The following is a 26,322-nucleotide window of genomic DNA, read 5'->3' as shown; positions in this document are numbered from 1 at the left end:
CGGGCTTTCCTTTGCCCGGAAAGGTTGCCGTTTCAGCAACATTTAAGGAATTTGTGGAAGCATGCTCCGTCAGCTGTGAAGAAGCCCGCCCTGAAGCGAGACAGCAAATAGGGCCGGTCCTGGGGGAGTAGACGGAACCATGCACAATTCCGTTGAGAACAGATTTTTTGCGATCGTGTGCGGAGCACTGCTCGTCTTCGTCGCCCCCCTCTTTGTTCTCTTCCTTTTTCTTTCCTCCGAACGCGCCGACAAGGAAATACGCGACCACATCTCCGTTCTTCTTGTCGCCAATGCCCAGGCGCTGGCAAAACCCCTCTGGGATCTCGATGAGGACAGTGTCACCCAGATCAGCGCGACGGTCGTTTCCCAGGGGGCCATCGTCAAGGTTGAAGTGCGCGATCAGTCGGGCCAGCTCGACGTCAGCCAGTCCACCATTCCGCGCTCCTTCGACGGCAAGCTCGTGCAGGTCTCGCGCGCCATCATCTACAATACCGTCGACGGCCCGAAGAACCTCGGCAGCATCAGCGTCTATTATCCCGCGCTCGGCCTGTTTTCCGGCCTGAAGCAGGAAGAGGTCGTCTTCATCTCGATCTTCATTTTCGCGGTATTGACCGTTTTCGGCACCGCGCTGATCGGCAACCGCATCTTCGTCATCCAGCCGCTGATGCGGCTGACGGCCGCGATCGAGGCGACCCGGCAGCTCGGTTCCCGCCATCACGTCGACTGGCAGTCGAACGACGAGATGGGACGGCTCGCCCGCAGCTTCAACGAGATGCAGACCAAGCTCGAAAGCGAAGAGAAGGAGCTGAAGCTCGCCCACCGCCGCGCCACCGACATCTACAATCTGACGCCCGCCATGCTCTTCTCGCTCGACGAGGAAGACCGCATCACCGCCGTCAGCGACTATTGGCTGTTCGCCACGGGTTATCAGCGCGCCGCCGTCATCGGCCTCAACTTCGCCAATCTCGTCACATCGAATACCCGCGAGAAGTTCGTCAAGCGCCGCGAGGCGGAAAACGGCATGGCCGTCACCGTCAAGTTCGTCTGCATGGACGGCCGGATCATGGACGTCCTCATCATGGAAGCGGAAGCGGAAACCGGCGCGAACGACCGCCTCTCGCTCTCGGTCATGACCGATGTGACGGAGCTCAAGGCGTCCGAGGATCGCAACCATCGCCAGGCGATCACCGACCATCTGACCGGGCTGCTCAACCGCCAGGGCTTCGAAGCCGTTCTCGACAACAAGATTGCCGCCGCCGATGCGGCCGGCCATGAGCTTGCCTGCCTCTTCGTCGATCTCGACCGTTTCAAGTGGATCAACGACAATATGGGCCATGCCGCCGGCGACCTGGCGCTGATCGAACTCGTCGAACGCCTGAAGCGGCATCTAGCCCCCTTTGACGAGGCAGCCCGCCTCGGCGGCGATGAATTCGCCATCCTGCTGCCGGCCCAGGACGCCGAGAAGCGCGCCAGAGTGATGTGCGAGCAGATCGCCTCGATCTTCGAAACGCCCTTCGGTCCCGACATGCATCTGAGCGCTTCGATCGGCATCGCCATCTACCCCAGCCACGCCGCGACCGCCGCCGAACTGCTGCAGAAATCCGACATGGCGATGTATGCCAAGAAGCGCGACGGCAAGAACGGCGCGCAGCTCTTCGACAACGCCATGCTCGACCGCGCCCGCAGCCGCGCCGAGATCGAGGCCAATATCGAAGCCGGCCTCGCCGAAAACTGGTTCGAGGCCTTCCTGCAGCCGATCGTCAACCTGAACGGCCGCAGCATTGCCGGCTTCGAGGCGCTGATGCGCCTCAACCATCCGCAGAAGGGCCCGATGCCGCCGGCCGAGATCATCAACGTCGCCGAAGAGACGGCAAAGATCGTCCGCGTCGGCAACGTCATCATGGAAAAGGCGATCGCCAACCTCGCCAAGATTTCCCGCATCCCGGGGATGCAGGACAGCTATCTCGCCATCAACTTCTCGCCGCTGCAATTCGAGCCCGCCCTGCCCGCTCGCCTTGCCGCCACTGTCGGCCGCCACGGCATCCGCCCCGAGCGCATCGTCGTCGAAATCACCGAAGCCGTGCTGATGCACGACAATCCGCAGATCCGCATGATCGTCACCGAACTGCGCCGTTTCGGCTACCGCATCGCGCTCGACGATTTCGGCACCGGCTACTCTTCGCTCAGCTACCTCAACCGTTTCCCGGTCGACATCATCAAGATCGACCAGTCCTTCACCCGCGCGATCAACGATGGCGACAACGACGTGCGCCAAAAGAGCCGCATGCTGATCGAAAGCATCACCACCCTCTCGCACAAGATGAACTGCACCGTGATTGCCGAGGGCATCGAGACCGAAGAGGAATGCCGCACGCTTCACCAGATGGGGCTTGATTACGGCCAGGGCTACCTCTTCCACCGTCCGCAGCAGGCAGCCAAACTGATCGAGGAATTGGTGGAATCACAGTCCGAAGTCGCCCGCGCCTCGTGATCGCACAATAGAGGAGATGACACGATGAAAAAGCTCCTGCTTCTTGCCTGCCTGGCGCTGCCATGGGCTGCCCCCTGGGTCGCCCAAGCGCAAACCGTGTCCTTCACGACCGAGGACTACGCCCCCTTCAATTACCGCGAAGGCAAGGAGATCAAGGGCGCGACCGTCGAGCAGGTCGAGAAGGTGATGACCGCGATTGGCGTCGACTACACGATCGAGGTGTTGCCCTGGGCGCGCGCTTTCAGCCTCGCCCGCACCGCGCCGATGACCTGCGTTTTCGCGACCGCCCACAACAGCGCGCGCGATCCGCTGTTCAAATGGATCGAGCCGCTGCTCATCGACCGCAACATCCTGATCACCCGCAAGGGCTCAGGCGTCACCGCCAGCAATCTGGAAGAGGCGAAGAAATATACGGTCGGCACCCAGCGCGAAGATTATACCGAGACGATCCTGAAGGAGAAGGGCTTCCCCAAGCTCGATGTCGCCAGCGATTTTAACGCGACGCTGCGCAAGCTACTGAGCGGCCGCATCGACATGATGCCGATCTCCGAACTCTATTACGACAAGCTGAAAGCCGACCAGCCGGTGGAGATGGTGACCATCCTCTCGGCCCAGCCGATGGGTATCGCCTGCGAGAAGAGCTTTCCGGACGATCTGCGCGCCAAGATGCAGTCAGCGCTCGACAAGCTGATTGCCGACGGCGACCAGAAAAAGATCTTCCAGAAATACGGCATGAACCTGTCCGACTGAAGCAGCCGGACAGGCCGCTGGCCTTTCCGCTTGACTTTGCTTCCGTTTCCGGGTGGTGAACGCAGGACAAGCTCAAGCAAGGAATGACAGGCCATGCTGATCATCGCAGGTCTCGGCAATCCCGGCGGCAAATACGCCGGCAACCGCCACAATATCGGCTTCATGGCCGTCGATGCCATTCATCGGCGCCACAGCTTTTCGCCCTGGTCGAAGAAGTTCAAGGCTGAAATCGCCGAAGGCGAACTTGGCGGCGAGAAGGTGCTGCTGATCAAGCCGCAGACCTACATGAACCTCTCCGGCGAGGCCGTCGGCGAGGCGATGCGCTTCTACAAGCTCCAGCCGGCCGATCTTGTCGCGATCTATGACGAACTCGACCTTCCCGCTGGCAAGGCACGGCTGAAGACCGGCGGCGGCCATGGCGGCCACAACGGCATCAAGTCGCTGGACGCCCATTGCGGTAAGGAATACCGGCGGCTGCGCCTCGGCATCGGCCATCCCGGCGTCAAGGAAATGGTGCAGAACCACGTGCTCGGCGATTTCGCCAAGGCCGACAAGGCCTGGCTCGAACCGCTTCTCGACACGCTGGCCGACAATGCCGACATGCTGGTGCGGAACGAGGATTCGCAGTTGATGAACAAGATCGCGCTGGCGCTCGGTGGCAAGGCCGAGGAGGAGAAGCCACGCAAGGAGAGCAAGGACGGCGAGAAGAAGCCGGCCGGCCAGTCGCATATCCGCCAGGCCCGCAACAACAACCAGCCGAAGCTGCCGGCCACCGGCCCCATGGCCGAGATGCTGAAGAAGATGTTCGGCAACAAGGGGGAATAGGCCGGTGTCGGACAATCTCGTCATCCGTCCCGCGATGGCCCACGACCTCGGTGGGCTGATTACCCTCTACCAGCATCTCAACTCGGCCGATCCTGCTCTCGAAGGCGCCACGGCCGAGGAACGCTTTTCCGCCATCCTCGCTCAGCCCGGCATGACCGTATTCATCGGCTTTGCCGGCGACCTCGCCGCCGCCACCGTCACGCTGATCGTCGTGCCGAACCTGACGCGGGGCGGCGCCTCTTACGCGCTGCTCGAAAATGTCGTCACCCATGCCGACCATCGTCAGCGCGGCTATGCCGGCGCCGTCATCGACCACGCGGTGGAAGAGGCCTGGAAGGCCGGCTGCTACAAGGTGATGCTGCTCACCGGGTCAAAAAACCCGGCGACGCTGCGTTTCTACGAGAATTGCGGTTTCCTGCAGGACAAGACCGGCTACCAGATCCGCCGGCCCTGAGCGCACCTATTCCTCGGGCTCGGTGGTGAACATCAGCGGAAAGCCCATCTCCTTGGCAAGGTCGATGCCTTCCTTGGCCTTGGTCTCAGCAATGTCCTTGGCGCAAACCACGACCACGCAGGAACCGAGCTTGTGCGCCGTCATCATCACCCGGTAGCCGGTCTCTTCGCTCATGCGGAAGACGACCTTCAGGATCACGATGACGAATTCGCGCGGCGTATAATCGTCATTGACGAGAATGACTTTGTAGAGCTTCGGCTTGTCCAGCTTCAGCTTCACCTTGGTCTTCGGTTTCAGGGCAATGTCATTGTCACTCATCGGAAATTCTACCGGTTGATGACATGAAAAGGCGGAACAGACGTCCGTTGGAATATATTGCACCGTCAGCACGGCAGTTCAATGACGTAGATCTCATTCACCGGAGAGCAAGAGACAATTCTGGCCGGCTTTTCGAAGAATGGCAGCAGCCTTCCTGTCGAATGTTGCAAAGCTTTCTCCACCAAGCCTCTCCCCTTCGAGCGCAATGACGCCATCCGCGAAATCGCCACCAGCCTCCACGAATAAAAGACCGCTTGCAACAGCGGCACGATCGAGCGTAACCGTCTCCACCTCTCCGAGATACGTTATCGCCTGCTTCACCTCGACTGCATCGAATTTATAGAGCCGTCGAAGAACCCAGACCAATTCGCAAAGCGTCTGGTTCGGTACAACGATACTGTAGGACCGAAGGAACTCTTCGGCCTTCGGACTCTCGACAGGATGGTCGCGCGTGAACATCCGCACCAGAATGTTCGTATCGACGACGACCTTCAACGCTTGCCCTCGCCAGCCCATCCAGCCTCGATCGCTTCATTGATCTCATCAATGGAATACGTTCTGTCGGCTTTATGAGAGAACATGCCGAACAGACGCTCGATAGGCACCATCGATTTGATCGCATGGATATTTCCACTGCCCCTTGGCAAGAGATCGATCTCGATCTCGTCACCCGGCGCTATTCCGAGATGGTCGAGAACCTCTTTCTTGAGGGTCACTTGACCTTTTGCCGTAACCTTGAGCCTGACCATCACACCACTCCTGCTCCATTGAAGGTAAGGCAAAACTGCCTTACCTTCAATGGAGCTTTAATTTCATGAACCCTTGACCGGGGAAAGCTGTTCCCCCATAGGCAGGGGCAAAGTTTTCACAAATACGGACATCAAGCCATGGGCTTCAAATGCGGCATCGTCGGTCTGCCGAACGTCGGCAAATCGACCCTCTTCAACGCGCTCACCAAGACGGCGGCCGCACAGGCCGCCAATTATCCCTTCTGCACCATCGAGCCGAACACCGGCGAAGTCGCGGTCCCCGATCCGCGCATGCGCAAGCTCGCCGACATCGCCAAGTCGAAGGAACTGATCCCGACCCGCATCTCCTTCGTCGATATTGCCGGACTCGTGCGCGGCGCCTCGAAGGGTGAAGGCCTCGGCAACCAGTTCCTCGCCAATATCCGTGAAGTCGATGCCATCGTGCATGTGCTGCGCTGCTTCGAAGACAGCGACATCACCCATGTCGAGGGGCGCATCAATCCGGTCGCCGATGCCGAAACGATCGAGACCGAACTGATGCTCGCCGATCTCGAAAGCCTGGAGCGCCGCACCGAGCAGACGCGCAAGCGCGCCACCAGCAAGGACAAGGATTCCATGGCGATGCTGCCGATCATGGAAGCCTCGCTGAAGCTGCTCAACGACGGCAAGCCGGTGCGCACGCTGCTGTCGAAGCTCGCCCCCGATGAAATCGCCATCCTCAAGGGCCTCAACCTGCTCACCTCGCATCCGGTGCTCTATGTCTGCAACGTCGCCGAAAGCGACGCCTCGACCGGCAACGAATTCACCGCGGCCGTCGCCGCCATGGCCAAGGAACAGGGTGCCGAAACCGTCATCATCTCGGCGGCGATCGAAGCCGAGGTCGCCCAGCTTGCCGAAGAGGAAGCCAAGGAATTCCTCTCCGCCCTCGACCTCGACGAGGCTGGCCTCGACCGGTTGATCCGCGCCGGCTACAAGCTGCTCCACCTCATCACCTATTTCACCGTCGGCCCGAAGGAAACGCGCGCGTGGACGATCGAGCGCGGCACCAAGGCGCCGCAGGCCGCCGGCGTCATCCATTCGGATTTCGAGCGCGGCTTCATCCGCGCCAACACCATCGCCTATGACGACTACATCAAATACAACGGCGAAGTCGGCGCCAAGGATGCCGGCAAGGCGCGCGACGAAGGCAAGGAATATGTCGTCCAGGACGGCGACGTCATCCACTTCCGCTTCAACACCTAAACGCTGCCGCCTCAACCCGGCGGCAGCCTATTGGCGATTGCCGGCGGCAGCGCGCGCAGCACCTGCCGCCGAAGCGGCATCCAGCCGGTGCCGATGATCAGTACGACCGCGCCGACGATAATCAGCGTCGTGAAGATATAAGTGTCCACCGTGGCGCTCCCCTGCCGGAAAACGCTGAAGATCGCGACCCCGAGCGACAGCAGCCCCGAGGTAACGAAGGCGCGCCGGTCGATGACGAGACCGATCAGCATCAGCGCCGCCACCGTCGCGACCACCACGGGTGTCCGCGACGACATGTTCGCGACGTCGAAGATGCGGACGTCTGCCCCGAGCGACAGCAGGGAAACGGTGCTGTAGAGCAGCGCCGGCGCCGCGCCCAGATGCAGCCAGAAAGCGATATCCGAACGCGTCGTCCGCCGCAGCCGGTCGCCGAGATCGAAGTAAAGCGCCAGCGCAAACAGTCCGAGCGCGCAGAATAGCGCAACCAACGCCAGCACGGCGGGATGATCGAGGAAAAACGCCGGATTGCCGCTTGCCCACTGTACCAGCCGCAAAAGCAGCGTGAGGACGAAGGCGAGCGCCGACATGATGGAGAGCGCCAGCGATAGCGGCACGCGGTAGCGGGCATAATAGGCGCCGAGAATGATCGGGAAGCCGGCGACGAACTGCGTCGCCTCCGCCCCGAAGGATTCGGCGTTCGGCGTCCATGGCGGGAAGAAATGGGACATCAGCAGACATGTCCAGCAGAACAGCGCGATCGTCAGGCTGACCGCCGGCAAAGCCAGCCGCTGGCGGCGCACCAGAATTTCCGAAAGCACGATGATGGCAACCGGCACGGCATAAAGCGCCGACAGCCCCCAGAGCCCGCAAAGCCCGACGATGACGCCGATGGTGATCAGCACGTCGTGAAAGCCGCGCACGAAGCGCGGCGTTTCCGTGTCCGACCAGGCCGATCCGTCCGCGGCTGCCGGCCGCGGCTCGACAACCGCCACGCCGCGCTCGGTCAGGAAGGGCAGAAGCCGCCCGCCCGCCTCAGGCGAAATCAGCCCTTGGCGCGCCGCCTCGTCGAGTATCGACCTCAGTTCCGTCATGCCGGTTTCTCTCCTCGGAATCATTGAGCCCGCGCGGATGCTATTGTAAGAATTGTGCGCTGCATATGCGGAGGAGCGAATGCCGGAAGAAAAGCTTGCCTTCGAGGACTTCGAGCCCGGCCGCCGCTTCTCCCTCGGCCCGAAGCTGGTGAGCGCCGGGGAAATCATCGAATTCGCCAGGGAATTCGACCCGCAGCCGATGCATATCGACGAGGCCGCCGGCCGCGCCAGCATCCTCGGCGGACTTGCCGCCTCCGGCTGGCATACGTCCGCGATGCTGATGCGCATGATGGCCGACAGCTATATCCTGAACGCGCTCTGCGAGGGTGCGCCCGGCATCGACCTCATGGAATGGCGAAAGCCGGTGCTTTCAGGCGATACGCTGCAGGGGCACTCGACCGTGCTTGAAGCCCGGCCGATGCGCTCGCGTCCCGGCATGGGCATCGCGAAATTCCGCCACGTCCTGGAAAATCAGCGCGGCGAACTCGTCTGCCTGTCGGAGAATTCGGTCATGATCCGCATGCGCGCGCCCTCGGAAGAGACCAGCATAAGTTCGGAGTTCCCACATTGAGAATGTCCGAACTGTACACGGTCGGCGAGAAAGCCGAGATCGGCAGCTATGCCTTCACCGAGGAAAACATCCTCCATTTTGCCACCCGCTACGATCCGCAGCGTTTTCACATCGACAAGGAAGCGGCGAAAGACACGCTCTTCGGCGGGCTCTGCGCCTCCGGCTGGCACACCACTGCCGCCTGGATGAAGACCTTCCTCGCCTTTTGGGAAAGGCAGAGGATCGCACTGGCGGAAAAGGGTCAGACGGCGCCGAACCTCGGCCCCTCTCCCGGTTTCCAGAAGCTGCAATGGTTGCGGCCGGTCTTCGTCGGCGACGTCGTGACCTATTCCGTCGCCTTGCTCTCCAGCCGGCAGCTCGCGTCGCGGCCGGGCTGGCACCTCAACACCATTCTCTGCGAAGGCGTCAATCAGAACGGGGATGCTGTCATGCGCTTCGAAAGCGGCGTCCTGGAATTCGACTGACGCCCTTGGAATACGGGCTCAGTGCCCGGAGAATTCGACCAGCGTATGCACCTTGACACCGAGTTCTTCCAGCTTCCGACGGCCGCCGAGGTCGGGCAGGTCGATGACGAAGCAGGCGCCGACCACCTCCGCGCCTATCTGGCGCAGAAGCTTTGTTGCCCCGACCGCCGTGCCGCCGGTGGCGATCAGGTCGTCGACCAGGATCACCTTCTCGCCGGGCTGCACCGCATCGCGATGCATCTCCATCTCGTCGACGCCATATTCCAGGCTGTAGGCGATGCGCACGGTATCGTGCGGCAGCTTGCCCTTCTTGCGGATCGGCACGAAGCCTGAGGAAAGTTGGTGCGCCACTGCCCCGCCGAGAATGAAGCCGCGTGCCTCCATGCCGGCGATCTTGTCGATCTTCGTGCCCGCATAGGGCTGCACCAGCTCGTCGACCGCCCGGCGGAAAGCGCGCGGGTTGCCGAGCAGCGTGGTGATGTCACGGAAGATGATGCCGGGCTTGGGGTAATCGGGAATGGAGCGGATGCTGGCTGCAAGCTCCGAAGTCGTATTGTCCATGGAAAGTCCATATCTGCGAGGGCATAAAACTTAGCGCACCCTATCAACTGCCCGGGGCGGAACCAACAAAAAAGGCGGCCCGAGGCCGCCTTTTGAATGTCGATCGGAAAGCGCTCAGTGTTCCTTGTTGGCGTAGACCGAGCGCTTCGTCAGGAAGATCAGCACAGTAAAGATCGCCAAGAAGACCATGACCATGAAGCCGGTGCGCTTGCGCTCTTCGAGATGCGGCTCGGCAGCCCACATCAGGAAGGCGGAGACATCCCTGGAATACTGGTCGACGGTCGCCGGCGCGCCATCGTCATAGGTTACCTGACCATCGGAGAGCGGCTTCGGCATGGCGAGCACGGCGGCAGCATTGAAATAAGGGTTATAATGTCCACCCTGCGGCACCTGGAAACCCGCCGGCGGCTCTTCATAGCCGGTCAGGAGTGCATGGATATAATCCGGGCCGCTTTCCTGATACTGGGTGAAGATGTCGAAAACGAATTGCGGGAAGCCGCGGGTGACGGCGCGGGCCTTGGCGATCAGCGAGAAATCGGGCGGAGCCGCGCCATTGTTGGACGCAGCCGCAGCTTCGGCATTCGGGAAAGGCGACGGGAAGTAATCGGAAGGCACCGCCTTGCGGGTAAACATGTCGCCGCTGGCGTTGGGACCATCCTGGACCTCGTAATTCGCAGCGAAGGCCTTCACCTGCGCGTCGGAATAGCCGAGTTCGCCGAGCGTGCGGAAAGGCACGAGCTTCATCGAATGACAGGCTGCACAGACCTCCGTGTAGACCTTGAGGCCGCGCTGGAGCTGGGCCTTGTCATAATGGCCGAACGGACCGGCGAAGGACCATTCCTCCTCCTTCGGATGCTTCAGCGGATAATGCGGCGTCTCGCCTTCCGCGTGATGGGCCGGAGCTGCACCGTTGGCGGGCGCCTCCTCGGCCAGAGCCGCGCCGCTGAGACCGGCAACGACAGCGAGCGAGAGAATGCTTGCAACAAGCTTTTTCATGTTTCTGTTCCCTTCCGTCGCGCGCTTACGCATTGGCCGCTGCGCTGGCGGCAGCTGTCTTGTTGCGCTTCTCGAGCACCGCTTCGGTGATCGAGTTCGGTATGCGGCGCGGCGTCTCGACGAGGCCGAGTACCGGCATGGCAACCAGGAAGAAGGCGAAGTAGAGGAGCGTGCAGATCTGCGAGATCCAGACGAAGTTGCCTTCCGCCGGCTGCGAGCCGAGCCAGCCGAGGATGATCGCATTGATCACGAACAGCCAGAAGAACAGCTTGTACCAGGGACGATAAACCGCCGAACGAACCTTGGAGGTATCGAGCCAGGGCAGGAAGAACAGCACGATGATCGCGCCGAACATCACCAGCACGCCACCGAGCTTGGAGTCGATCGGGCCGATGTTGAAGGTGATCGAACGCAGCATCGCGTAGAACGGCAGGAAGTACCACTCCGGAACGATGTGAGCCGGCGTCTTCAACGGGTCGGCCGGGATGTAGTTGTCGGCATGGCCGAGGAAGTTCGGCATGTAGAAGACGAAATAGGCGTAGACCAGCAGGAAGACCGAAACGCCGAGCGCATCCTTCATCGTCGCATAGGGCGTGAAGCGCACGGTATCGGTCTTGGTCTTGACTTCGACGCCCGTCGGGTTCGTCTGACCGGTGACGTGCAGCGCCCAGATGTGAAGGACGACGACGCCGGCGATCATGAAGGGCAGCAGGTAGTGCAGCGAGAAGAACCGGTTCAGTGTCGGCTGTTCGACGGCAAAGCCGCCGAGCAGGAACTGCTGGAGCGATTCGCCGATCATCGGGAAGGCCGAGAAGAAGCCGGTGATGACGGTCGCGCCCCAGAAGGACATCTGGCCCCAGGGCAGGACGTAGCCCATGAAGCCGGTCGCCATCATCAGCAGGTAAATGACGACGCCGAGGATCCAGAGGATTTCGCGCGGCGCCTTATACGAACCGTAATAGAGGCCGCGGGCGATGTGCAGGTAGACCGCGACGAAGAAGAAGGATGCGCCGTTGGCATGCAGATAGCGCAGCAGCCAGCCGTGGTTGACGTCGCGCATGATCTTTTCAACGGAGTTGAAGGCGATCGCGGTGTCGGCGGCGTAATGCATGGCGAGCACGATGCCCGTCAGGATCTGCACGACCAGCATGACGGAGAGCATGGCGCCGAACGTGTAGGCATAGTTCAGGTTTCTCGGAACCGGATATGCCACGAAGCTGTCATAGACCATGCGCGGCAGCGGCAGGCGCGCATCGACCCATTTTTCGAAGCCGGTTGATGGTTCGTAGCTGGAATGGCCACTCATGAATCAGTCTCCCCTCAACCGATCTTGATTTTGGTATCGGACACAAATGAAAAGGTCGGAATCGCCAGGTTCTCGGGCGCGGGACCCTTCCGGATGCGGCCGGCCGTATCGTAGACCGAGCCATGGCAGGGACAGAACCAACCATTGTATTCGCCGGCCTGGCCGAGCGGGACGCAGCCGAGATGGGTGCAGGTGCCGATCATGACGATCCAATTTTCCTTGCCTTCGCCGCCTGAGCGGTCGACGCCCGTTGCCTGAGCGTCGGCAGGAAGGTTTGCATTGCGGGCCACCGGATCCTTGAGATCGCCGAGCGGAACATCGGCTGCGGCTTTCACTTCTTCCGGCGTGCGGTTACGGATGAAGATCGGTTTACCGCGCCATTTCACCGTCAAGGACATGCCGGGCTCGAGGCTTGCGACATCGACTTCGATGGACGCCAGCGCCAGCGTCGACGCGTCGGGGCGCATCTGATCGATGAACGGCCATGCAACCGCAACGGCACCGACGGCACCAGCCATACCAGTGGTGAGATAAAGGAAATCACGGCGAGTGGGCTCTGTCGAAGCCCCGCTTGTCGTTTCGTGTTCGCTCACGGCTTAACCATCCTCTGCGCAATTATCGCGGAATTCCGCCCTGCCCCCTCTACCAACGAATCCCTCTGGACACAATTCGGCCATAGATTCCCCGGCAATCCGGCGCGTTCTAAGCTTGATCGCAAATTATGTCCAGCCTTGACAAGGGGATGAGGGCACAATGTCGCGGGAAATTTCCGATGAATTTTTTAAGGTAAACACCAGCTCGCGATTATGCTGCATTGCAACAAAAAAGCCGCCGTGATAGGCGCATCGACAGCCAAGCCAGCAAGCCGGACCGTAGCGAATGAGAGACACGATTTTTTGCGTACTCAGCGTGCTCACCACGCTCGTCCTCGCCATCGTCTCGCTGCGCTACGTCACGAATTTTTATCTGCTTTCCTTCTTCTACAGCTTCCAGGTCCACCTCGCGGCGGCGGCAGCGGCCGCTTCCGTCGCAGCCCTCCTCGTCAAGCGGCACTGGTATGCGCTGCTGACGCTCGCCGTATCGCTGCTCCTAGCCGTTCATGGCGTGGTGATGGCGCGCGAATTCGTCGAGCCCGCCGTCGACGAAAGCCGCCCGGCTCTCTTCCGGCTGATGTCCTTCAACATCGAGAACGACAATTTCGCAAACGGTGCCGCCATTGCCGACATGGTCATCGCCTCGGGCGCTGACGTCGTCAACATCCTGGAGGCGGAGCCGGTGCTGTCCGAATTGCCGCGACTGCTGAAGACCTATCCCTATTACGTCGGCTGCGGCATCGGCATGGAGCAATGCGATACGCTCGTCCTGTCGAAGCGCCCGCTGATCGAGCCCCGGGTCCGCAACCTCGGGCTCCTCTGGCGCAACCGGCTGACGATCTCGACGATCGATTTCGACGGCCGGAAGGTCAATTTTCTCGCCGCGCACCTGACCAAGCCCTACTACGACGAATTCCACGGCTTGGAAATTGCAGATCTCGCGGAGGTCATCCCCTCCCTGCCTGGACCGCTCGTGCTTGCCGGTGATTTCAATACTTCGATCCTGGCGCCCGACGTGCAGTATCTCATGCGCAGCCAGGGCCTGGGCACGGTGTCGCTGGAACCCGCGACATGGCCGATCGCCGCCGGTCCCTTCGGCATTCCGATCGACCATATCTTCAGCAAAGCGCCCCTGCGGCTGAAATCGGTCCGCCGCATCGAGAATAGCTTCGGGTCAAATCATTTTGGCCTCATGGCGGAATTCGTCGTCGACCCCTGAGCCCCGATCCTCATCCGTCGCGAGGAAACCGCCGGACTGGCGCGCCCAGAGTTCGGCATAGAGACCGCCGCGGCGAAGCAGCTCGTCGTGACTGCCCTCCTCGATGATTCGTCCGAGATCGACGACGATCAACCGGTCGAGCGCAGCGATCGTCGACAAACGGTGAGCGATCGCCAGCACCGTCTTGCCCTCCATGATCCGGTGGAGGTTGGACTGGATCGCTTCTTCCACTTCTGAATCGAGCGCCGAGGTCGCTTCGTCGAGAACCAGGATCGGCGCGTCCTTCAGCATGACGCGGGCAATGGCGATGCGCTGCCGCTGCCCGCCCGAAAGCTTGACGCCGCGCTCGCCGACATGCGCATCGAAGCCTTTGCGGCCCTGCTGATCCTGCAGGCGGGAGATGAAGTCGATGGCTTCGGCGCGCCGGGCCGCCTCGACCAGCCGCTCCTCGCCGGCATCCGGCCGGCCGAAGAGAATATTGTCGCGCACCGAACGATGCAGCAGGGAGGTGTCCTGGCTGACGACGCCGATCTGCATCCTGAGCGATTCCTGCGTGACGGCCGATATATCCTGCCCATCGACGAGGATGCGACCCTCCTGGATATCGTAGAGGCGCAGCAGCAGGTTCATCAGCGTCGATTTGCCGGCGCCCGAACGGCCGACGATGCCGACCTTTTCGCCGGGGCGGATGGTCAGCGAGAAATTCTCGACGACCGGCTGGTGGCCCTTGCCGTAGTGAAAGGAAACATTGTCGAAGCGGATGCCGGGCTGGCGGATCACCAGGGGCTTCGCGTCGGGCCGGTCGACGAGCCCGAGCGACTGGGAGATCAGCTCTGCCGCATTCTGGATAGTGCCGAGATTGCGCATGATGCCGTTGAACTGCGTCATCAGCCGGCCAAGCAGGAAATTCAGCCTCAGCACCAGCGCCAGCGAGAAGGCCACTGCGCCCGAGCTGATGAGACCGCGCAGCCACAGATCGACGCTCAGACCCGCCATCGTCACGATCATCAGGCCGGAAAGCAGCGCCATCGACGCCCTCACCCCGGTGATGAACCGCGTGAAGCGCAGCACCGTATCCTGGTAGATGTCGAAGCCCTGCCGCATGTAGCGATCGCTCTCCTCGTCGCGGGCAAAGAGCTTCAGCGTCTGCATGTTGCTGTAGGAATCGACCATGCGCCCGTTCAGCATCGATCCGGCTTCCGCAGTTTCGCGGGAATGATAACGGATGCGCGGAACGAAATGGCGGGCCAGGAAGCCGAAGGCGATGAGCCAGAACAGCACGACGGCTGCGAGCGAAAAATCCAGCCGGGCGACGAGCGCGAGCGTCGTTGCGGCATAAATGCCGACGAACCAGACGCTCTCCATCAGCGAGGTGACGAGATCGCCGGTCGCCTGCCCTGCCGACCAGACCTTGGTGACGATGCGTCCGGAGAAATCGCTCTGAAAGAACGACAAAGACTGCCGGGAGACATGGAGATAGGATTGCCAGCGTGCTAGATTGTAGAAGCCGGGCGTAATCACCTGCTGATCGACGAGCGCGATCAGGAAGGCGACGACGAAGCGCGCGACGCCGATGAGAGCGAGCATGCCGAACAGCTCGCCGCCATGGGCCGCCAGAAGACCGCTCCAGCCGGCGCCGGGCGGGGTGCTGGCGAGGATGTCGACGAGGCGCCCGACGAACCAGAAGAGCGCGGCCTCGATCGCCGCCGATGCGCCGCCGAGAATGAGCATGGCGATGAACGGCATCTTCGCCTGGCCGATATAGAACCAGATGAAGCCGAGCGTTGCGCCCGGCGGCTGGAGTTTGGCGCGTGGACGAAACGGGTCGATCCAGGTTTCGAACAGGCGTAGGATGGGGCGCAGGAACATGGAAGCGATATAGGCGGATTGCGAGAAGGGGCAAAGGGAATGAAGAGCGGACGCAACCTTATATTTTGGTAATGATCGATAACATCGGCGGCATTGCCATTGAATGCTCCCGAACCCGTCACAATCTGACGATACGATCGCGCTTCACCGGAGAGAAGGCTCATGGAAACGAAAATGCTCAATGCGCATATTCCGCTTCCGCTTGCGGCAAGGCTGGATGCCCTGGCGCTCGACCTCGCCCTTCCGCGCGACCAGATCGTCATAGAAGCCATCGCCGCCTGGCTCGACACCGAAGAGCGCCGCCGCATCGCCACTTTGCGCACGCTTGCCGCCGCCAACACCATCGTCGTCATCGAGCACGACCGCGTTATTGACTGGGCTGATAGTCTTTGAAACTGTAGGGGTTACTGGTGCCGCTTCCACCTTCCGGCGACCGCGCGCAACATAGCAGGTAAGAATTAAAAGGCCCTCCCCGCGTCCGCCGGGAGGGCCTTTTCATTTTATTCCGCCGCCTCTTCCGCCTCTTCGGCGTGATCGGAGAGGAAGCCGCCGGACTGGCGGTTCCAGAGGTCGGCGTAGATGCCGCCCCTCTCGATCAGCTCGCCGTGCGAGCCGGCCTCGATGATCCGCCCCTTGTCGAGCACGATCAGCCGGTCCATCTCCGTCAGCGTCGAAAGCCGGTGGGCGATCGCGATCACCGTCTTGCCCTCCATCAGGGCGAAGAGGTTTTCCTGGATCGCCGCCTCGACTTCCGAATCGAGCGCCGAGGTCGCCTCGTCGAGCACCAGGATCGGCGCGTCCTTCAGGAAGACGCGGGCGATCGCGATGCGCTGACGCTGGCCGCCGGAGAGCTTGACGCCGCGCTCGCCGACCTGGGCGTCGAGCCCCTGGCGCCCCTGCATGTCGGAGAGGCCCTCGATGAACTCCCAGGCATTGGCGCGCTTTGCGGCCTCGATCACCTCGGCATCGGTCGCCTCCGGCCGCCCGTAGGCGATGTTGTCGCGGATCGAGCGATGCAGCAGCGAGGTATCCTGCGTCACCACGCCGATCAGCGAGCGCAGGCTCTCCTGCGAGACGCCTGATATATCCTGCCCGTCGATGGTGATGCGGCCGGCCTCCAGGTCGTAGAAGCGCAGCAGCAGGTTCATCAGCGTCGTCTTGCCGGCGCCGGAGCGGCCGACCAGCCCCACCTTCTCGCCAGCCTTGATGTCGAGCGACAGGTTGTCGATGACGCCTTTGCTCTTGCCGTAGTGGAAGCGGATGCGGTCGTAATGGATCGCACCCTTCTTCGCCGTCATCGCCGGCGCACCCGGCTTGTCGATGATGTCGTGCTGCTTGCTCATCATCTCCATGCCGTCATAGACCGTGCCGATATTCTCGAACAGCGCCGAGACTTCCCACATGATCCATTGCGACATGCCGTTGACGCGCATGGCAAGGCCGATGGCGATGGCGATGGCGCCGACCGAAATCGCACCATTCAACCAGAACCAGATCGACAGGCCCGAGACGACGAAGAGCGCCACGCAGTTGTTCAGATAGACGCTGATATGGAAGAGCGTCACCTTGCGCATCTGCTTGTGCACGGTCTGCAGGAACTCGTCCATGCCCTCCCTGGCATAGACCTCCTCGCGGCCCGCATGCGAAAACAGCTTCACCGTCGCGATATTCGTATAGCTGTCGACCACACGGCCCGTCATCATCGAGCGCGCATCCGCCTGCGTCGCCGCGATCTTGCGAAGCCGCGGCACGAAATAGGAGACGATGCCGACATAGATGGCGAGCCAGACGAGGATCGGGATCATCAGCCGCCAGTCGGCCGCCGCGATCACGATGATCATCGTCAGGAAATAGCTGACGACATAGACGAAGACGTCGAGGATCTTCATGACGGTTTCGCGCACGGCAAGCGAGGTCTGCATCACCTTGGTCGCGACGCGCCCGGCAAACTCGTTGGCGAAGAATGTCATGCTGTGGCGCAGCAGGAAGCGGTGCATCTGCCAGCGCGCCATCATCGGGTAATTGCCGAGCAGAATCTGGTGCATGATGAGGGAATCGAGCCCAGCCGCCAGCGGCAAGCCCACAAGCACCAGCGCCGCCATCCAGAACAGCTTGTGGCCTTCCGTTTCAAGGAAGGTGGCCCGGTCGGCATTGGTCAGCCAGTCGACGATATCGCCGAGGAACTGGAACAGCGCCACTTCGCCGACGGCGATCGACGCGGTCAGCACGGCCATCAGGCCAAGCCAGGGTGCTGCCGGCTTGCTGTAGTGCCAGCAGAAGGCAAAGAGGCCTTTCGGCGGGGCCACGGGCTCCTCGCTTGGAAAGGGATTGAGTCGCTGTTCGAACCAGCCAAACATGAAAGTGCTCCGAAACGTCAGCGTTTCGGCTCCCGGCTTCGCGCCGTCTAGGCGCCATGCAAGCAGATATGGGAACCGAACGTTCAAGGGGCGAGGCTGAAACAGCCGCACAATGGATCAAAAGGGAAGTTTTAGAAAGAAGCCCGCGCTAGCGGCGCCATGTCGCCTTGATCGGCATCACGGCGGGAAAGCGCATAATGAGCAAAATATTCATGTGGCCCTCCCTGCTGACGATTGAAGCCGTGTTTGCATAGCCCGAAAAACGCGAAAATTCCAGCCCTATACTGGCCGAAATTGAACGTTTGCGGCCGAACTGTGCGCTGTTGCTTGGAAATCACGGTTGTATTAGGCCTCCGGCGTCGAAACGAAACAGGCGCCGCCCGAATGACGAACCTCAGACTGGCACTCTACCAGCCGGACATCCCTGGCAATACCGGCACGATCCTGCGTCTTGCCGCCTGCCTCGGCTTTGCGGTCGACCTGATCGAGCCCGCCGGCTTCGACGTTTCCGACCGCAACCTGAAGCGATCGGGAATGGATTATATCGCCGCCGCCGCCCTGACCCGCCATGTCAGCTGGGACCGCTTCGAAGCCTGGCGCGCCACCACCGGCCGCCGCCTGATCCTCGCCTCGACCAAGGCCGCCGATCGCTACACCGACTTCGCCTTCCGCGACGACGACATCCTGCTTTTCGGGCGCGAGAGCGCCGGCGTGCCGGATCACGTGCATGAGAGAGCCGAAGCGCGCATCATCATTCCGATGGTCGAAGGGCAGCGCTCGATCAACGTCGCCGTCTCGGCAGCCATGATCGTCGGCGAGGCAATGCGCCAGACCGTCTGGGCTTAAATCACCGCGGTTCGCCGAATAGACCGGGAACTGTCGGAAATCGACATTGTCAATCGGTCAAACCAGCGTATAGTTATTAGCCGGACAATCAAACACATCGCATGATCTTCACAATTTCAATGACTTGGGAGATCATTCATCGGCCAAAGCCCCTCTAGTCTGACGAAAGCGGAATAAAAACAAGAAAATGGATTCCACGATCATCATGATCAACCTGTTCGGCGCCGTGGCACTGCTGCTGTTCGGCCTCGCGCAGATAAAGGACGGGGTGTCCAGAGCCTTCGGCGCCCGGTTGAGAACGGGGCTGGCGACCGGCACGCGGGGCAGCCTTCGCTCATTCCTGTCGGGGCTGGTGGCGACCGTCGCGCTGCAGAGCTCGACGGCAACGGCGCTGATGACCGCCTCCTTCGTCGAACGCGATCTGATCAAGCCGCGCATGGCGCAGATCGTCCTGCTCGGCGCCAATGTCGGCACCGCGATCACCGCCTGGATCGTCGCCACCGGCATCGAATGGCTCTCCCCGCTGCTGATCCTCTCCGGCATCGTGCTTCACCGCAGCCGTTCCAGCACCCGCCAGGGCGGCGGCGCGGCGCTGATCGGCATCGGGCTGATGTTGCTGTCGCTGCATCTCCTCAGCCTCGCGACCGAACCGATGCGCGCCTCTCCAGCACTTGCCGCCTTCATCGGTCTGCTGGATGGCGCCCTGCCTGTGGCGCTCCTCTTTTCGGCAGCGCTCGCCTTCGTCTCGTCTTCGAGCCTGGCAGTGGTGGTGCTGATCCTGTCACTCGCCTCGGCCGGCCTGATCTCCGCCGAACTCGTCATCGTCCTCGTGCTCGGCGCCAATCTCGGCGGCGCGATCCCCCCTGTCGTCGCAACCATGTCCGGCCCGGCCTCGGCACGGCGCGTCACGCTCGGCAATCTCGCCGTCCGCACGCTCGGCTGCCTCATCGCCCTGCCGCTCGCGGGCTATGGCGCGGAGATCATCGAGATGCTGCCCTTCGGTCCTTCCAAGCTGCCCGTCGATGCGCATCTGCTCTTCAACCTTCTGCTTGCCGCGCTCGCCTGGCCCTTCTCGAGATCGCTCGCTGCCCTGATGACCCGGCTGGTCCCCGACCAGGCCGAACCGGACACCGCCCCGAAATATCTCGACGCCCACGAGCTTTCGACGCCGGTCATCGCCCTTGCCAGCGCCACCCGCGAAGTGCTCGGCATCGGCGACCTGATCGAGCGCATGCTGATCCGGGTTTCCGAAGCGTTCGAACGCAACGACGCCTCCAAGCTTGCCGAGATCACAGCCCTCGAAGAGCGAGTGGATCGGCTGCAGCAGGCGGTTAAGGTCTATCTCTCGAAGCTCGGCCGCGAAGGCCTCAGCGACGAAAACGCCCGCCGCTCGATCGTCGTCATCGACTACGCCATCAATCTCGAACATATGGGCGACATCATCGAAAAAGGCCTGCTGGAGCAGGTCAGGAAGAAGATCGCCCTCGGCCTCAGATTTTCCGACGACGGTCATCAGGAGTTGCGCAAGCTTTTCGACCTGACGATCGACAATCTGCACGTCGCCCAGACGATCTTCGTCACCCGCGATTTCAATCTCGCGCGCCAGATGATGGAGATAAAGGTCGAGGTCCGCCGGATGGAGAAGCAATCTGCCGAGCGCCATCTCGAACGCCTGCGCGACGGCCGCACCGACAGCCTGCAGACGAGCTCGCTGCATCTCGATATGCTGCGCGATCTCAAGCGCATCAACGCCCATATCGTCTCGGTGGCGCATCCGATCATGGATGAAAATGGCTTGCTGATCGAAAGCCGCGTGCGTGCCACTGTGAAGTGATATTCAGTCTGCCGAAGGCAGGCGGCGCATGGTGAATTCGATCTGGTCGCCCTCGAGCTGGCGCCAGCTTTCCACCTCGGTCCAATAAGCGGCCTTCGGATATTCGTCGAACCATTCGCGCGCCTTGGCGCGGGCGTCGATGAGGCCGAGGCAATATGTCTCACGCACGAAATGGTCCTTCTTGCGGGCAGAATTTTCCGCCCGGTGTTTCGCCATTCTGCGCTTCAGGCCGTCGAAGGACGGAGGTCCTGGAATTTTTGCCATCAAACCTACCTCTTCGGAAAAGGTAGTATCGAAATACTTGATTTGCGAGTCGAATCTTGGTGCCGGGCTGCAGCTTGCCTCGGCTTGGCGAGAGGCTCCGCCACCTGCTAGAGGTGGCGGGTAATCTAGAATGAGCGAGTCGCCCTGACGGATGCCGACCGCTGGAGGCGTGACATGGAAAGACCGGAACTGCCGATCGGCCTGCCTGACGATATCGAGGAAAAGAAGGAAGCCGCGCGCAAGTGGTTCGAAGGGCTGCGCGATGCGATCTGCGCCTCCTTCGAAGCGCTCGAAGACGAGCTGGAAGGTCCGCTTTCCGACCAGGAGCCCGGCCGCTTCACCGCCAAGGACTGGTCGCGTGAAAACGGCGCCGGCGGCGGTGGCCGCATGTCGAGGATGGAAGGCCGCGTCTTCGAAAAGGTTGGCGTCCACACCTCCACCGTCCATGGCGAATTCTCTCCTGATTTCCGCGCCCAGATCCCGGGCGCCAAGGAGGATCCGCGCTTCTGGGCCTCCGGCATTTCGCTGATCGCCCATCCCGTCAATCCCAACGTGCCGGCCGTGCATATGAACACCCGCATGGTGGTGACCACGAGCCGCTGGTTCGGCGGCGGGGCCGACCTGACGCCGGTGCTGTCGCGCCGCCGCACGCAGGAGGACGAGGACAGCCAGCTCTTCCACAAGGCGATGGAGATCGCCTGCCGAAACCATGCCGTCGCCGATTACGATGCCTTCAAGGCCTGGTGCGACGACTATTTCTTCCTGAAGCACCGCAACGAGCCCCGCGGCATCGGCGGCATCTTTTACGACTGGCTGCATTCGAGCGAGGAAGCCGGCGGCTGGAACGCCGATTTCGCCTTCACGCGTGATGTCGGCCGGGCTTTTGCCATGGTCTATCCGAAAATCGTCCGTTCCAACTTCAACAAGCTGTGGACGGAAGCCGATCGTGATGAACAATTGATCCGCCGCGGCCGATACGTCGAATTCAATCTGCTGTATGATCGCGGCACGATCTTCGGCCTGAAGACCGGCGGCAACGTCGAGTCCATTCTCTCCTCGCTGCCTCCCGTCGTGCGCTGGCCGTGAGACTCTGAGATCTCGTCGATAAATTCGAACCGAGGGTCCTTCATAAAAATTCAGTGAGTCCTAACTTTATATGTACGTGCGTAACAATCGGAGGAGGATTGTCATGACGACACAAAGCGGCTCGCCTGCGTCCACGGATGTCCAGGAAACAATCCGTGCCATCGACACGCCTGAATTCCTGATACGCATCGCCGAGAAACTGCGGGCCAAGAGTGGCTCGGATCTGCCGCTCTCCTGCTTCGTCGAACAGGTCAAACTGCAACTGGCCGGCGGAAAGTCGCCGGAAGAGCTGCAGAACGAGGCAGCCAACTGCAACACGCCCGGCCATCTCTCGGAAACTTACAAAGCCTGGGCGATGCCCGACTGAAAGACCTTCTCCGGTCGTCAGCCTATGCCGGCCGGAACCTTCTCTTCCCACGTACATTCATGAATCGCGTGAAAGCGCGATGGCCGTTGTGTTTCAGACAGAGGAGAAAACCATGCGACTTTTCGAATGCGGCACGCTCGTTCCCGGCTGCGCCTGGCACACCCGGGCGGATAATGACGCAGAAGTGGTCCGCCGCGCCGTCGAGCACCTGAAGACCGCTCACGGCGAAACGACCATACGCGAAAACATGGTTGACAACATCAAGGCCCGAATTCGCGACGAAGCGACCGCCGCCTGACGGCTGTGGCGATGTCCTGGCATCCACGACGATAGCAGCGCCGCGTCCACCGGACGCGACGCGGCGAGATTTATTGCACGCGTTCCTGCAGCCTCGCGAGCAGGGCTGCTCGATCGGAAGCGAAATTCTCCTCCACCCACTGGTTTTCCAGGCTGCCAAGCAGTTCCCCGACGCGCGGGCCGGATGGAATGCCCATAGCGATCACATCAGCGCCATTCACGGGAAACTGCGGCTTCTTCCACTTCATGGCCTGATCCAGGAGCTTGCCGAGCCGCGCCGAGCGCGCCATTTCGCCGAGATCGCCCTCGGCCTTCCCGCGTGCGACGCCGAGCGCCAGCTTCAGGCGCGTCGTGATGCCGTCCGCGCCGTTGCGGTAAAGCAGCCGCTCGAAGGCGGCCGACGAGATTTCGTCGTTGACCGGCGCCGCCATCGCCCAGGCCTTGAGAGCGGCCGCTTCCGCATTCGAGAGCTTCAGCCGGACCGCAAGCGCCTCCAGCCGCGCCGCATCGGGCGGCACGATCGCCGCAAGGCGCAGCAGCGGATCGGGCGTCCAGCCGAGCGCCTTTTCGGTGGCGACCAGCGCGGGGATCGCGTCGATCCCCCATTTTTCGGTTTCCGGCAGGATTTCCGCCAGCACCGCCACCTGCCGCATCCAGAGCAGTGCCCGGCCGGGGTCATCGGCGCTTAGCAGCTTTCTGAGTTCCGACCAGACGCGTTCGGCCGACAGCGTCTTCAGTTTCGAGCGCGCCGCAGCACAGGCCTTCAAACCTTCGGCATCCGGGCGTCCGGAACCGTAATAGGCAAAAAAACGGAAGAAGCGCAGGATGCGCAGATGATCCTCGGCGATCCGCGTTGCGGCATCGCCGATGAAGCGGATGTTGCGTCTCTCGATGTCGGCAAGGCCGCCGACGAGATCCACCACCTCGCCCTTGGCATCGGCATAGAGCGCGTTGATCGTCAGGTCCCGTCGCTCCGCATCGGCCTTCCAGTCGGTGCTGAAGGCAACCTTGGCACGGCGGCCGTCGGTCTCGACGTCGGTGCGCAGCGTCGTCACCTCGAAGGGCTTGCCGTCGATCACGAGCGTCACCGTGCCGTGCTGCAGGCCTGTCGGCACCGCCTTGATGCCGGCCGCCGCCGCCCGCTCGATCACGATCTCGGGCGTCAGCGTCGTGGCCATGTCGATGTCACTGACCGGCAGCCCCATCAGGCTGTTGCGCACCGCGCCGCCGACCACGCACCCTTCCCCGTCATCGGCGTTCAGAAGTGCGAGGATCCGGCCGAGCGCCGGATCGCGGAACCATGCTTGGTCGGCAATGCCGGTCATGCATAAAGCCTTTCATAGAGCGTGCGGACGATGCCGGCGGTGATGCCCCAGATCATCCTGGTTTCATAGGGCATGCGGTAGAAATGCCGGTCGATGCCGTCGATGACGCGCCTGTCGCGGCTGTGATTGACCGGGTTCATCAGGAAGGAAAGCGGCACTTCGAACACGTCGTCCACCTCGGCCGGATTCAGCCTGAGCGCAAAGCCCCGCTTGACGACCCCGAGCACCGGCGTGATGCGGAAACCGGTCGAGGCGAGATAGTTCGGCAGCCGGCCCACCGTCTCGACGAAGGAGCCGGCAAGCCCGATCTCCTCCTCCGTCTCGCGGATCGCCGCCATTTCGGGCGAGATATCGGCCGGGTCGATCGAGCCGCCGGGAAAGGCGATCTGGCCGGAATGCTTGCGCAGCGTCGCCGTGCGCTTGGTGAAGATCACCCGCGCTTCCTCGCCGTCGTCGACGACGGGGACGAGCACCGCGGCATCGCGCAGCTTGAAGGTCGCCACCTCGGCCACGATGTCGGGATTGAGCACATGGTCGCCGTGATCGCGCCAGGCATGATCCACCGGCCCGCCATTCTGGTTGAGCGCGCGGCGGCGGAATTCAGCTGCCGAAAACAGCGGATGACGTTGAGTGATCGCATCGTTCATCGGGAAAGCGCATCCAGTTCTTCGGCAGGCATGACGGGAAAGACCTCGCCGGCGGAGCGGACCGCAAACATCGCCTGCCCCTCCACGTCGATGATCTCGCCGAGTGCCGCCAGTTCATACATCACCGCGCGTGACACCAGCGCTTCCAGCCGCCCGCGCACATGCAGATAGGGTTTCAGTTCGGCATTGTCGCCCGCAATGGCAAAGCGCAACCGATGCTCTCCTCCCGCCTCCACGACATCGCCGACATTGGTGCGGAACGTCAGCACCTGGCGGCCCTCCCGCTCCGTCACGCTCATCTCCACGGCGATGAAGGGCGCGTCGGCGACCCTGATCCCGACCTTTTCCACAGGAGTTACGAGATAGGTCTTTTGGTCCTCGTCCTTGCGCAGAACCGTCGAAAACAGCCGCACCAGCGCCGGCCGGCCGATCGGCGTGCCCATGTAGAACCAGGTGCCGTCGGCCCTGATCTCCATGTCGATATCGCCGCAGAAAGGCGGATTCCACCGCTCGACCGGCGGAAGCCCACGTTTTTTGCCGCTGTTTTCCTCGGACGCGCGCGAAATCAGCGCGGCAAGCCCCGCCGCATCCGCCTGTCCGCTGATTTCCTCGGCTGCCATTCTTCTGTCCCGGTTTGTCCTTAACGAAGTAAAGTCACGAGATAGTCATTCGTAACGAACTTGTCAGCCCGTCGCATCTCCATAACTCTATCGAGTATGAGGCAGATGTATAAGTCCGCCGATTCGCTGCCGAATGATTTCAGCCGTTGGAGATGCCCATGGGTATGATGAAGACCGAAGCCAGCCTCGATGAAAAGGCGATCGTCGCCGCCGCCGAGAAGGCGCTCTCCGATATCGCCGCCATCCGCGGGGAAGTCTCGAAGGTGATCTTCGGTCAGGAAAGCGTCGTCGAGAACACCATTCTCGCCGTGCTCTCCGGCGGCCATGCCCTGCTCGTCGGCGTCCCCGGCCTTGCCAAGACCAGGCTGGTGACGACGCTCGGCGAAGTGCTCGGCCTTGCCGCCAACCGCATTCAGTTCACGCCCGACCTGATGCCTTCGGATATTCTCGGCTCCGAAGTAATGGACCAGGACGACAGCGGCCGCCGCTCCTTCCGTTTCGTCAAGGGCCCGGTCTTCGCCCAGCTGCTGATGGCCGACGAGATCAACCGTGCCTCGCCGCGCACCCAGTCGGCGCTCCTGCAATCCATGCAGGAATATCATATCACCATCGCCGGCCAGCGCTACGATCTTCCAGCACCCTTCCATGTTCTGGCCACCCAGAACCCGCTGGAACAGGAAGGCACCTATCCCCTCCCCGAAGCCCAGCTCGACCGCTTCCTGCTGCAGGTCGACGTCAACTATCCCGAACTCGCGGCCGAGCGTCAGATCCTGCTCGAGACGACGGGCCTCGGCGAGACCAAGCCGGAAGCCATCATCGATGCGCAGCGGCTGATCGAGATCCAGACGCTGGTGCGCCAGATGCCGGTGAGCGAGACCGTCGTCGACGCCATCCTTTCGCTGGTGCGCTCCGCCCGCCCCGGACAAGGCAATGCTTCGACCGACAAGAACGTAGCCTGGGGTCCCGGCCCCCGCGCCGGCCAGGCGATGATGCTCTGCGCCCGTGCCCGCGCGCTCTACGAAGGCCGTCTCGCCCCGTCTCTCGACGATGTCTTCGCGCTTGCCGAACCCATTCTCCAGCACCGCATGGCCTTGACCTTTGCCGCCCGCGCCGAAGGCATGTCGGTGCGCGACGTCATCGCCGGACTGGTCAAGCAGGCAAAGGGATAAGGAAGCCGGAC

The 26,322-nt window shown here is 61.9% G+C and carries 29 protein-coding genes; 15 read left to right on the top strand and 14 right to left on the bottom strand.

Going from position 1 to position 26,322, the window contains the following annotated elements; translation table 11 throughout:
• The first annotated feature begins 139 nt into the window (after window positions 1-139).
• The 4 genes from ATY77_RS30005 (at window position 140) to ATY77_RS29990 (ending at window position 4,520) form a co-directional block, all read left to right on the top strand.
• Window positions 140-2,491 carry an EAL domain-containing protein gene (locus tag ATY77_RS30005; protein WP_088690088.1) on the top strand — a complete coding sequence of 784 codons (2,352 nt, stop codon included), beginning with the start codon at window positions 140-142 and terminating at the stop codon, window positions 2,489-2,491.
• Window positions 2,492-2,515: 24 nt separating this feature from the next.
• Window positions 2,516-3,241 carry a transporter substrate-binding domain-containing protein gene (locus tag ATY77_RS30000; protein ID WP_088690087.1) on the top strand — a complete coding sequence of 242 codons (726 nt, stop codon included), beginning with the start codon at window positions 2,516-2,518 and terminating at the stop codon, window positions 3,239-3,241.
• 93 nt (window positions 3,242-3,334) lie between these two features.
• A complete protein-coding gene (gene pth / locus ATY77_RS29995; protein WP_088690086.1) occupies window positions 3,335-4,066 on the top strand; it encodes an aminoacyl-tRNA hydrolase in 732 nt (243 codons plus the stop codon).
• Window positions 4,067-4,100: 34 nt separating this feature from the next.
• The gene (locus tag ATY77_RS29990; protein WP_088690240.1) at window positions 4,101-4,520 is read left to right on the top strand and encodes a GNAT family N-acetyltransferase; all 420 of its coding nucleotides are present in this window, start codon (window positions 4,101-4,103) and stop codon (window positions 4,518-4,520) included.
• 6 nt (window positions 4,521-4,526) lie between these two features.
• On the opposite strand, the gene clpS is transcribed toward ATY77_RS29990, so the two are convergent.
• From clpS to ATY77_RS29975, 3 genes are all read right to left on the bottom strand, one after another.
• Complete coding sequence (clpS, locus tag ATY77_RS29985; RefSeq protein ID WP_088673078.1) at window positions 4,527-4,838, bottom strand: ATP-dependent Clp protease adapter ClpS; 312 nt, start codon at window positions 4,836-4,838, stop codon at window positions 4,527-4,529.
• A gap of 93 nt (window positions 4,839-4,931) precedes the next feature.
• The gene (locus tag ATY77_RS29980; protein WP_245314408.1) at window positions 4,932-5,333 is read right to left on the bottom strand and encodes a type II toxin-antitoxin system VapC family toxin; all 402 of its coding nucleotides are present in this window, start codon (window positions 5,331-5,333) and stop codon (window positions 4,932-4,934) included.
• Window positions 5,330-5,587 carry an AbrB/MazE/SpoVT family DNA-binding domain-containing protein gene (locus ATY77_RS29975; RefSeq protein WP_088673076.1) on the bottom strand — a complete coding sequence of 86 codons (258 nt, stop codon included), beginning with the start codon at window positions 5,585-5,587 and terminating at the stop codon, window positions 5,330-5,332. Before ATY77_RS29975 ends, ATY77_RS29980 begins: the two co-directional genes overlap by 4 nt.
• Before the next feature lie 138 nt (window positions 5,588-5,725).
• On the opposite strand from ATY77_RS29975, the gene ychF reads away from it, so the two are divergent.
• Complete coding sequence (gene ychF, locus ATY77_RS29970; RefSeq protein WP_088690084.1) at window positions 5,726-6,829, top strand: redox-regulated ATPase YchF; 1,104 nt, start codon at window positions 5,726-5,728, stop codon at window positions 6,827-6,829.
• Window positions 6,830-6,840: 11 nt separating this feature from the next.
• Here ychF and ATY77_RS29965 read toward each other — a convergent pair whose 3' ends face one another.
• The gene (locus ATY77_RS29965; protein WP_088690083.1) at window positions 6,841-7,920 is read right to left on the bottom strand and encodes a hypothetical protein; all 1,080 of its coding nucleotides are present in this window, start codon (window positions 7,918-7,920) and stop codon (window positions 6,841-6,843) included.
• A 79-nt stretch (window positions 7,921-7,999) separates the two neighbouring features.
• Between ATY77_RS29965 and ATY77_RS29960 the strand changes: the two genes are divergently transcribed.
• Window positions 8,000-8,491, top strand: coding sequence for a MaoC family dehydratase (locus ATY77_RS29960; RefSeq protein ID WP_088690082.1), 492 nt, complete (start codon window positions 8,000-8,002; stop codon window positions 8,489-8,491).
• Window positions 8,488-8,955, top strand: a complete 468-nt coding sequence (locus ATY77_RS29955; protein ID WP_088690081.1) for a MaoC family dehydratase — start codon at window positions 8,488-8,490, stop codon at window positions 8,953-8,955. Before ATY77_RS29960 ends, ATY77_RS29955 begins: the two co-directional genes overlap by 4 nt.
• Before the next feature lie 18 nt (window positions 8,956-8,973).
• Here the strand turns inward: ATY77_RS29955 and ATY77_RS29950 are convergent, their stop codons facing one another.
• The 4 genes from ATY77_RS29950 to petA all read right to left on the bottom strand — a co-directional run bounded on the left by ATY77_RS29950 (window position 8,974) and on the right by petA (window position 12,411).
• On the bottom strand, window positions 8,974-9,516 hold the full coding sequence (locus tag ATY77_RS29950) for an adenine phosphoribosyltransferase (protein WP_088673071.1): 543 nt from the start codon (window positions 9,514-9,516) through the stop codon (window positions 8,974-8,976).
• A gap of 114 nt (window positions 9,517-9,630) precedes the next feature.
• On the bottom strand, window positions 9,631-10,512 hold the full coding sequence (locus tag ATY77_RS29945; RefSeq protein ID WP_088673070.1) for a cytochrome c1: 882 nt from the start codon (window positions 10,510-10,512) through the stop codon (window positions 9,631-9,633).
• A 25-nt stretch (window positions 10,513-10,537) separates the two neighbouring features.
• A complete protein-coding gene (locus tag ATY77_RS29940) occupies window positions 10,538-11,818 on the bottom strand; it encodes a cytochrome b N-terminal domain-containing protein (protein WP_088673069.1) in 1,281 nt (426 codons plus the stop codon).
• Between the two features lie 14 nt (window positions 11,819-11,832).
• The gene (gene petA / locus ATY77_RS29935; RefSeq protein ID WP_088673068.1) at window positions 11,833-12,411 is read right to left on the bottom strand and encodes a ubiquinol-cytochrome c reductase iron-sulfur subunit; all 579 of its coding nucleotides are present in this window, start codon (window positions 12,409-12,411) and stop codon (window positions 11,833-11,835) included.
• Between the two features lie 286 nt (window positions 12,412-12,697).
• On the opposite strand from petA, the gene ATY77_RS29930 reads away from it, so the two are divergent.
• Window positions 12,698-13,630 carry an endonuclease/exonuclease/phosphatase family protein gene (locus ATY77_RS29930; RefSeq protein WP_088690080.1) on the top strand — a complete coding sequence of 311 codons (933 nt, stop codon included), beginning with the start codon at window positions 12,698-12,700 and terminating at the stop codon, window positions 13,628-13,630.
• On the opposite strand, the gene ATY77_RS29925 is transcribed toward ATY77_RS29930, so the two are convergent.
• On the bottom strand, window positions 13,586-15,499 hold the full coding sequence (locus tag ATY77_RS29925) for an ABC transporter ATP-binding protein (RefSeq protein ID WP_088690079.1): 1,914 nt from the start codon (window positions 15,497-15,499) through the stop codon (window positions 13,586-13,588). The two genes, ATY77_RS29930 and ATY77_RS29925, sit on opposite strands and share 45 nt — an antisense overlap.
• A gap of 162 nt (window positions 15,500-15,661) precedes the next feature.
• On the opposite strand from ATY77_RS29925, the gene ATY77_RS29920 reads away from it, so the two are divergent.
• A complete protein-coding gene (locus tag ATY77_RS29920) occupies window positions 15,662-15,892 on the top strand; it encodes a CopG family transcriptional regulator (RefSeq protein WP_088690078.1) in 231 nt (76 codons plus the stop codon).
• 107 nt (window positions 15,893-15,999) lie between these two features.
• Here ATY77_RS29920 and ATY77_RS29915 read toward each other — a convergent pair whose 3' ends face one another.
• On the bottom strand, window positions 16,000-17,856 hold the full coding sequence (locus tag ATY77_RS29915) for an ABC transporter ATP-binding protein (protein WP_088690077.1): 1,857 nt from the start codon (window positions 17,854-17,856) through the stop codon (window positions 16,000-16,002).
• A 384-nt stretch (window positions 17,857-18,240) separates the two neighbouring features.
• On the opposite strand from ATY77_RS29915, the gene ATY77_RS29905 reads away from it, so the two are divergent.
• Window positions 18,241-18,702, top strand: coding sequence for a tRNA (cytidine(34)-2'-O)-methyltransferase (locus tag ATY77_RS29905; RefSeq protein ID WP_088690076.1), 462 nt, complete (start codon window positions 18,241-18,243; stop codon window positions 18,700-18,702).
• A gap of 187 nt (window positions 18,703-18,889) precedes the next feature.
• Window positions 18,890-20,536, top strand: a complete 1,647-nt coding sequence (locus tag ATY77_RS29900) for a Na/Pi cotransporter family protein (protein ID WP_088690075.1) — start codon at window positions 18,890-18,892, stop codon at window positions 20,534-20,536.
• Window positions 20,537-20,539: 3 nt separating this feature from the next.
• Here the strand turns inward: ATY77_RS29900 and ATY77_RS29895 are convergent, their stop codons facing one another.
• The gene (locus ATY77_RS29895) at window positions 20,540-20,800 is read right to left on the bottom strand and encodes a hypothetical protein (RefSeq protein ID WP_088673060.1); all 261 of its coding nucleotides are present in this window, start codon (window positions 20,798-20,800) and stop codon (window positions 20,540-20,542) included.
• A gap of 174 nt (window positions 20,801-20,974) precedes the next feature.
• On the opposite strand from ATY77_RS29895, the gene hemF reads away from it, so the two are divergent.
• The 3 genes from hemF (at window position 20,975) to ATY77_RS29880 (ending at window position 22,551) form a co-directional block, all read left to right on the top strand.
• On the top strand, window positions 20,975-21,886 hold the full coding sequence (gene hemF / locus ATY77_RS29890) for an oxygen-dependent coproporphyrinogen oxidase (protein ID WP_088690074.1): 912 nt from the start codon (window positions 20,975-20,977) through the stop codon (window positions 21,884-21,886).
• 103 nt (window positions 21,887-21,989) lie between these two features.
• Complete coding sequence (locus tag ATY77_RS29885; RefSeq protein WP_088673058.1) at window positions 21,990-22,253, top strand: hypothetical protein; 264 nt, start codon at window positions 21,990-21,992, stop codon at window positions 22,251-22,253.
• A 112-nt stretch (window positions 22,254-22,365) separates the two neighbouring features.
• Window positions 22,366-22,551, top strand: coding sequence for a DUF1059 domain-containing protein (locus tag ATY77_RS29880; protein ID WP_010029983.1), 186 nt, complete (start codon window positions 22,366-22,368; stop codon window positions 22,549-22,551).
• A gap of 70 nt (window positions 22,552-22,621) precedes the next feature.
• Here ATY77_RS29880 and ATY77_RS29875 read toward each other — a convergent pair whose 3' ends face one another.
• Genes ATY77_RS29875 through ATY77_RS29865 form a run of 3 tightly spaced genes read right to left on the bottom strand, consistent with a single transcriptional unit; the run spans window position 22,622 to window position 25,142 of the window.
• Window positions 22,622-23,875, bottom strand: a complete 1,254-nt coding sequence (locus tag ATY77_RS29875; protein WP_088690073.1) for a CCA tRNA nucleotidyltransferase — start codon at window positions 23,873-23,875, stop codon at window positions 22,622-22,624.
• Window positions 23,872-24,522, bottom strand: coding sequence for a CoA pyrophosphatase (locus ATY77_RS29870; protein ID WP_088690072.1), 651 nt, complete (start codon window positions 24,520-24,522; stop codon window positions 23,872-23,874). The genes ATY77_RS29875 and ATY77_RS29870 overlap by 4 nt, the downstream gene beginning before the upstream one ends.
• On the bottom strand, window positions 24,519-25,142 hold the full coding sequence (locus ATY77_RS29865) for a DUF1285 domain-containing protein (protein ID WP_088690071.1): 624 nt from the start codon (window positions 25,140-25,142) through the stop codon (window positions 24,519-24,521). The genes ATY77_RS29870 and ATY77_RS29865 overlap by 4 nt, the downstream gene beginning before the upstream one ends.
• Window positions 25,143-25,300: 158 nt before the next feature.
• On the opposite strand from ATY77_RS29865, the gene ATY77_RS29860 reads away from it, so the two are divergent.
• Window positions 25,301-26,311 (top strand): MoxR family ATPase, encoded by a 1,011-nt coding sequence (locus tag ATY77_RS29860; RefSeq protein WP_088673054.1) that lies wholly within the window; start codon window positions 25,301-25,303, stop codon window positions 26,309-26,311.
• The last annotated feature ends 11 nt before the right edge of the window (window positions 26,312-26,322 follow it).

Source organism: Rhizobium sp. R634 (genome assembly GCF_002211305.1).
In the GTDB taxonomy this organism is placed as follows: Bacteria; Pseudomonadota; Alphaproteobacteria; order Rhizobiales; family Rhizobiaceae; genus Rhizobium.
Note: the sequence above shows the minus strand (reverse complement) of the source record. Positions and strands in the feature narration are given on the sequence as shown.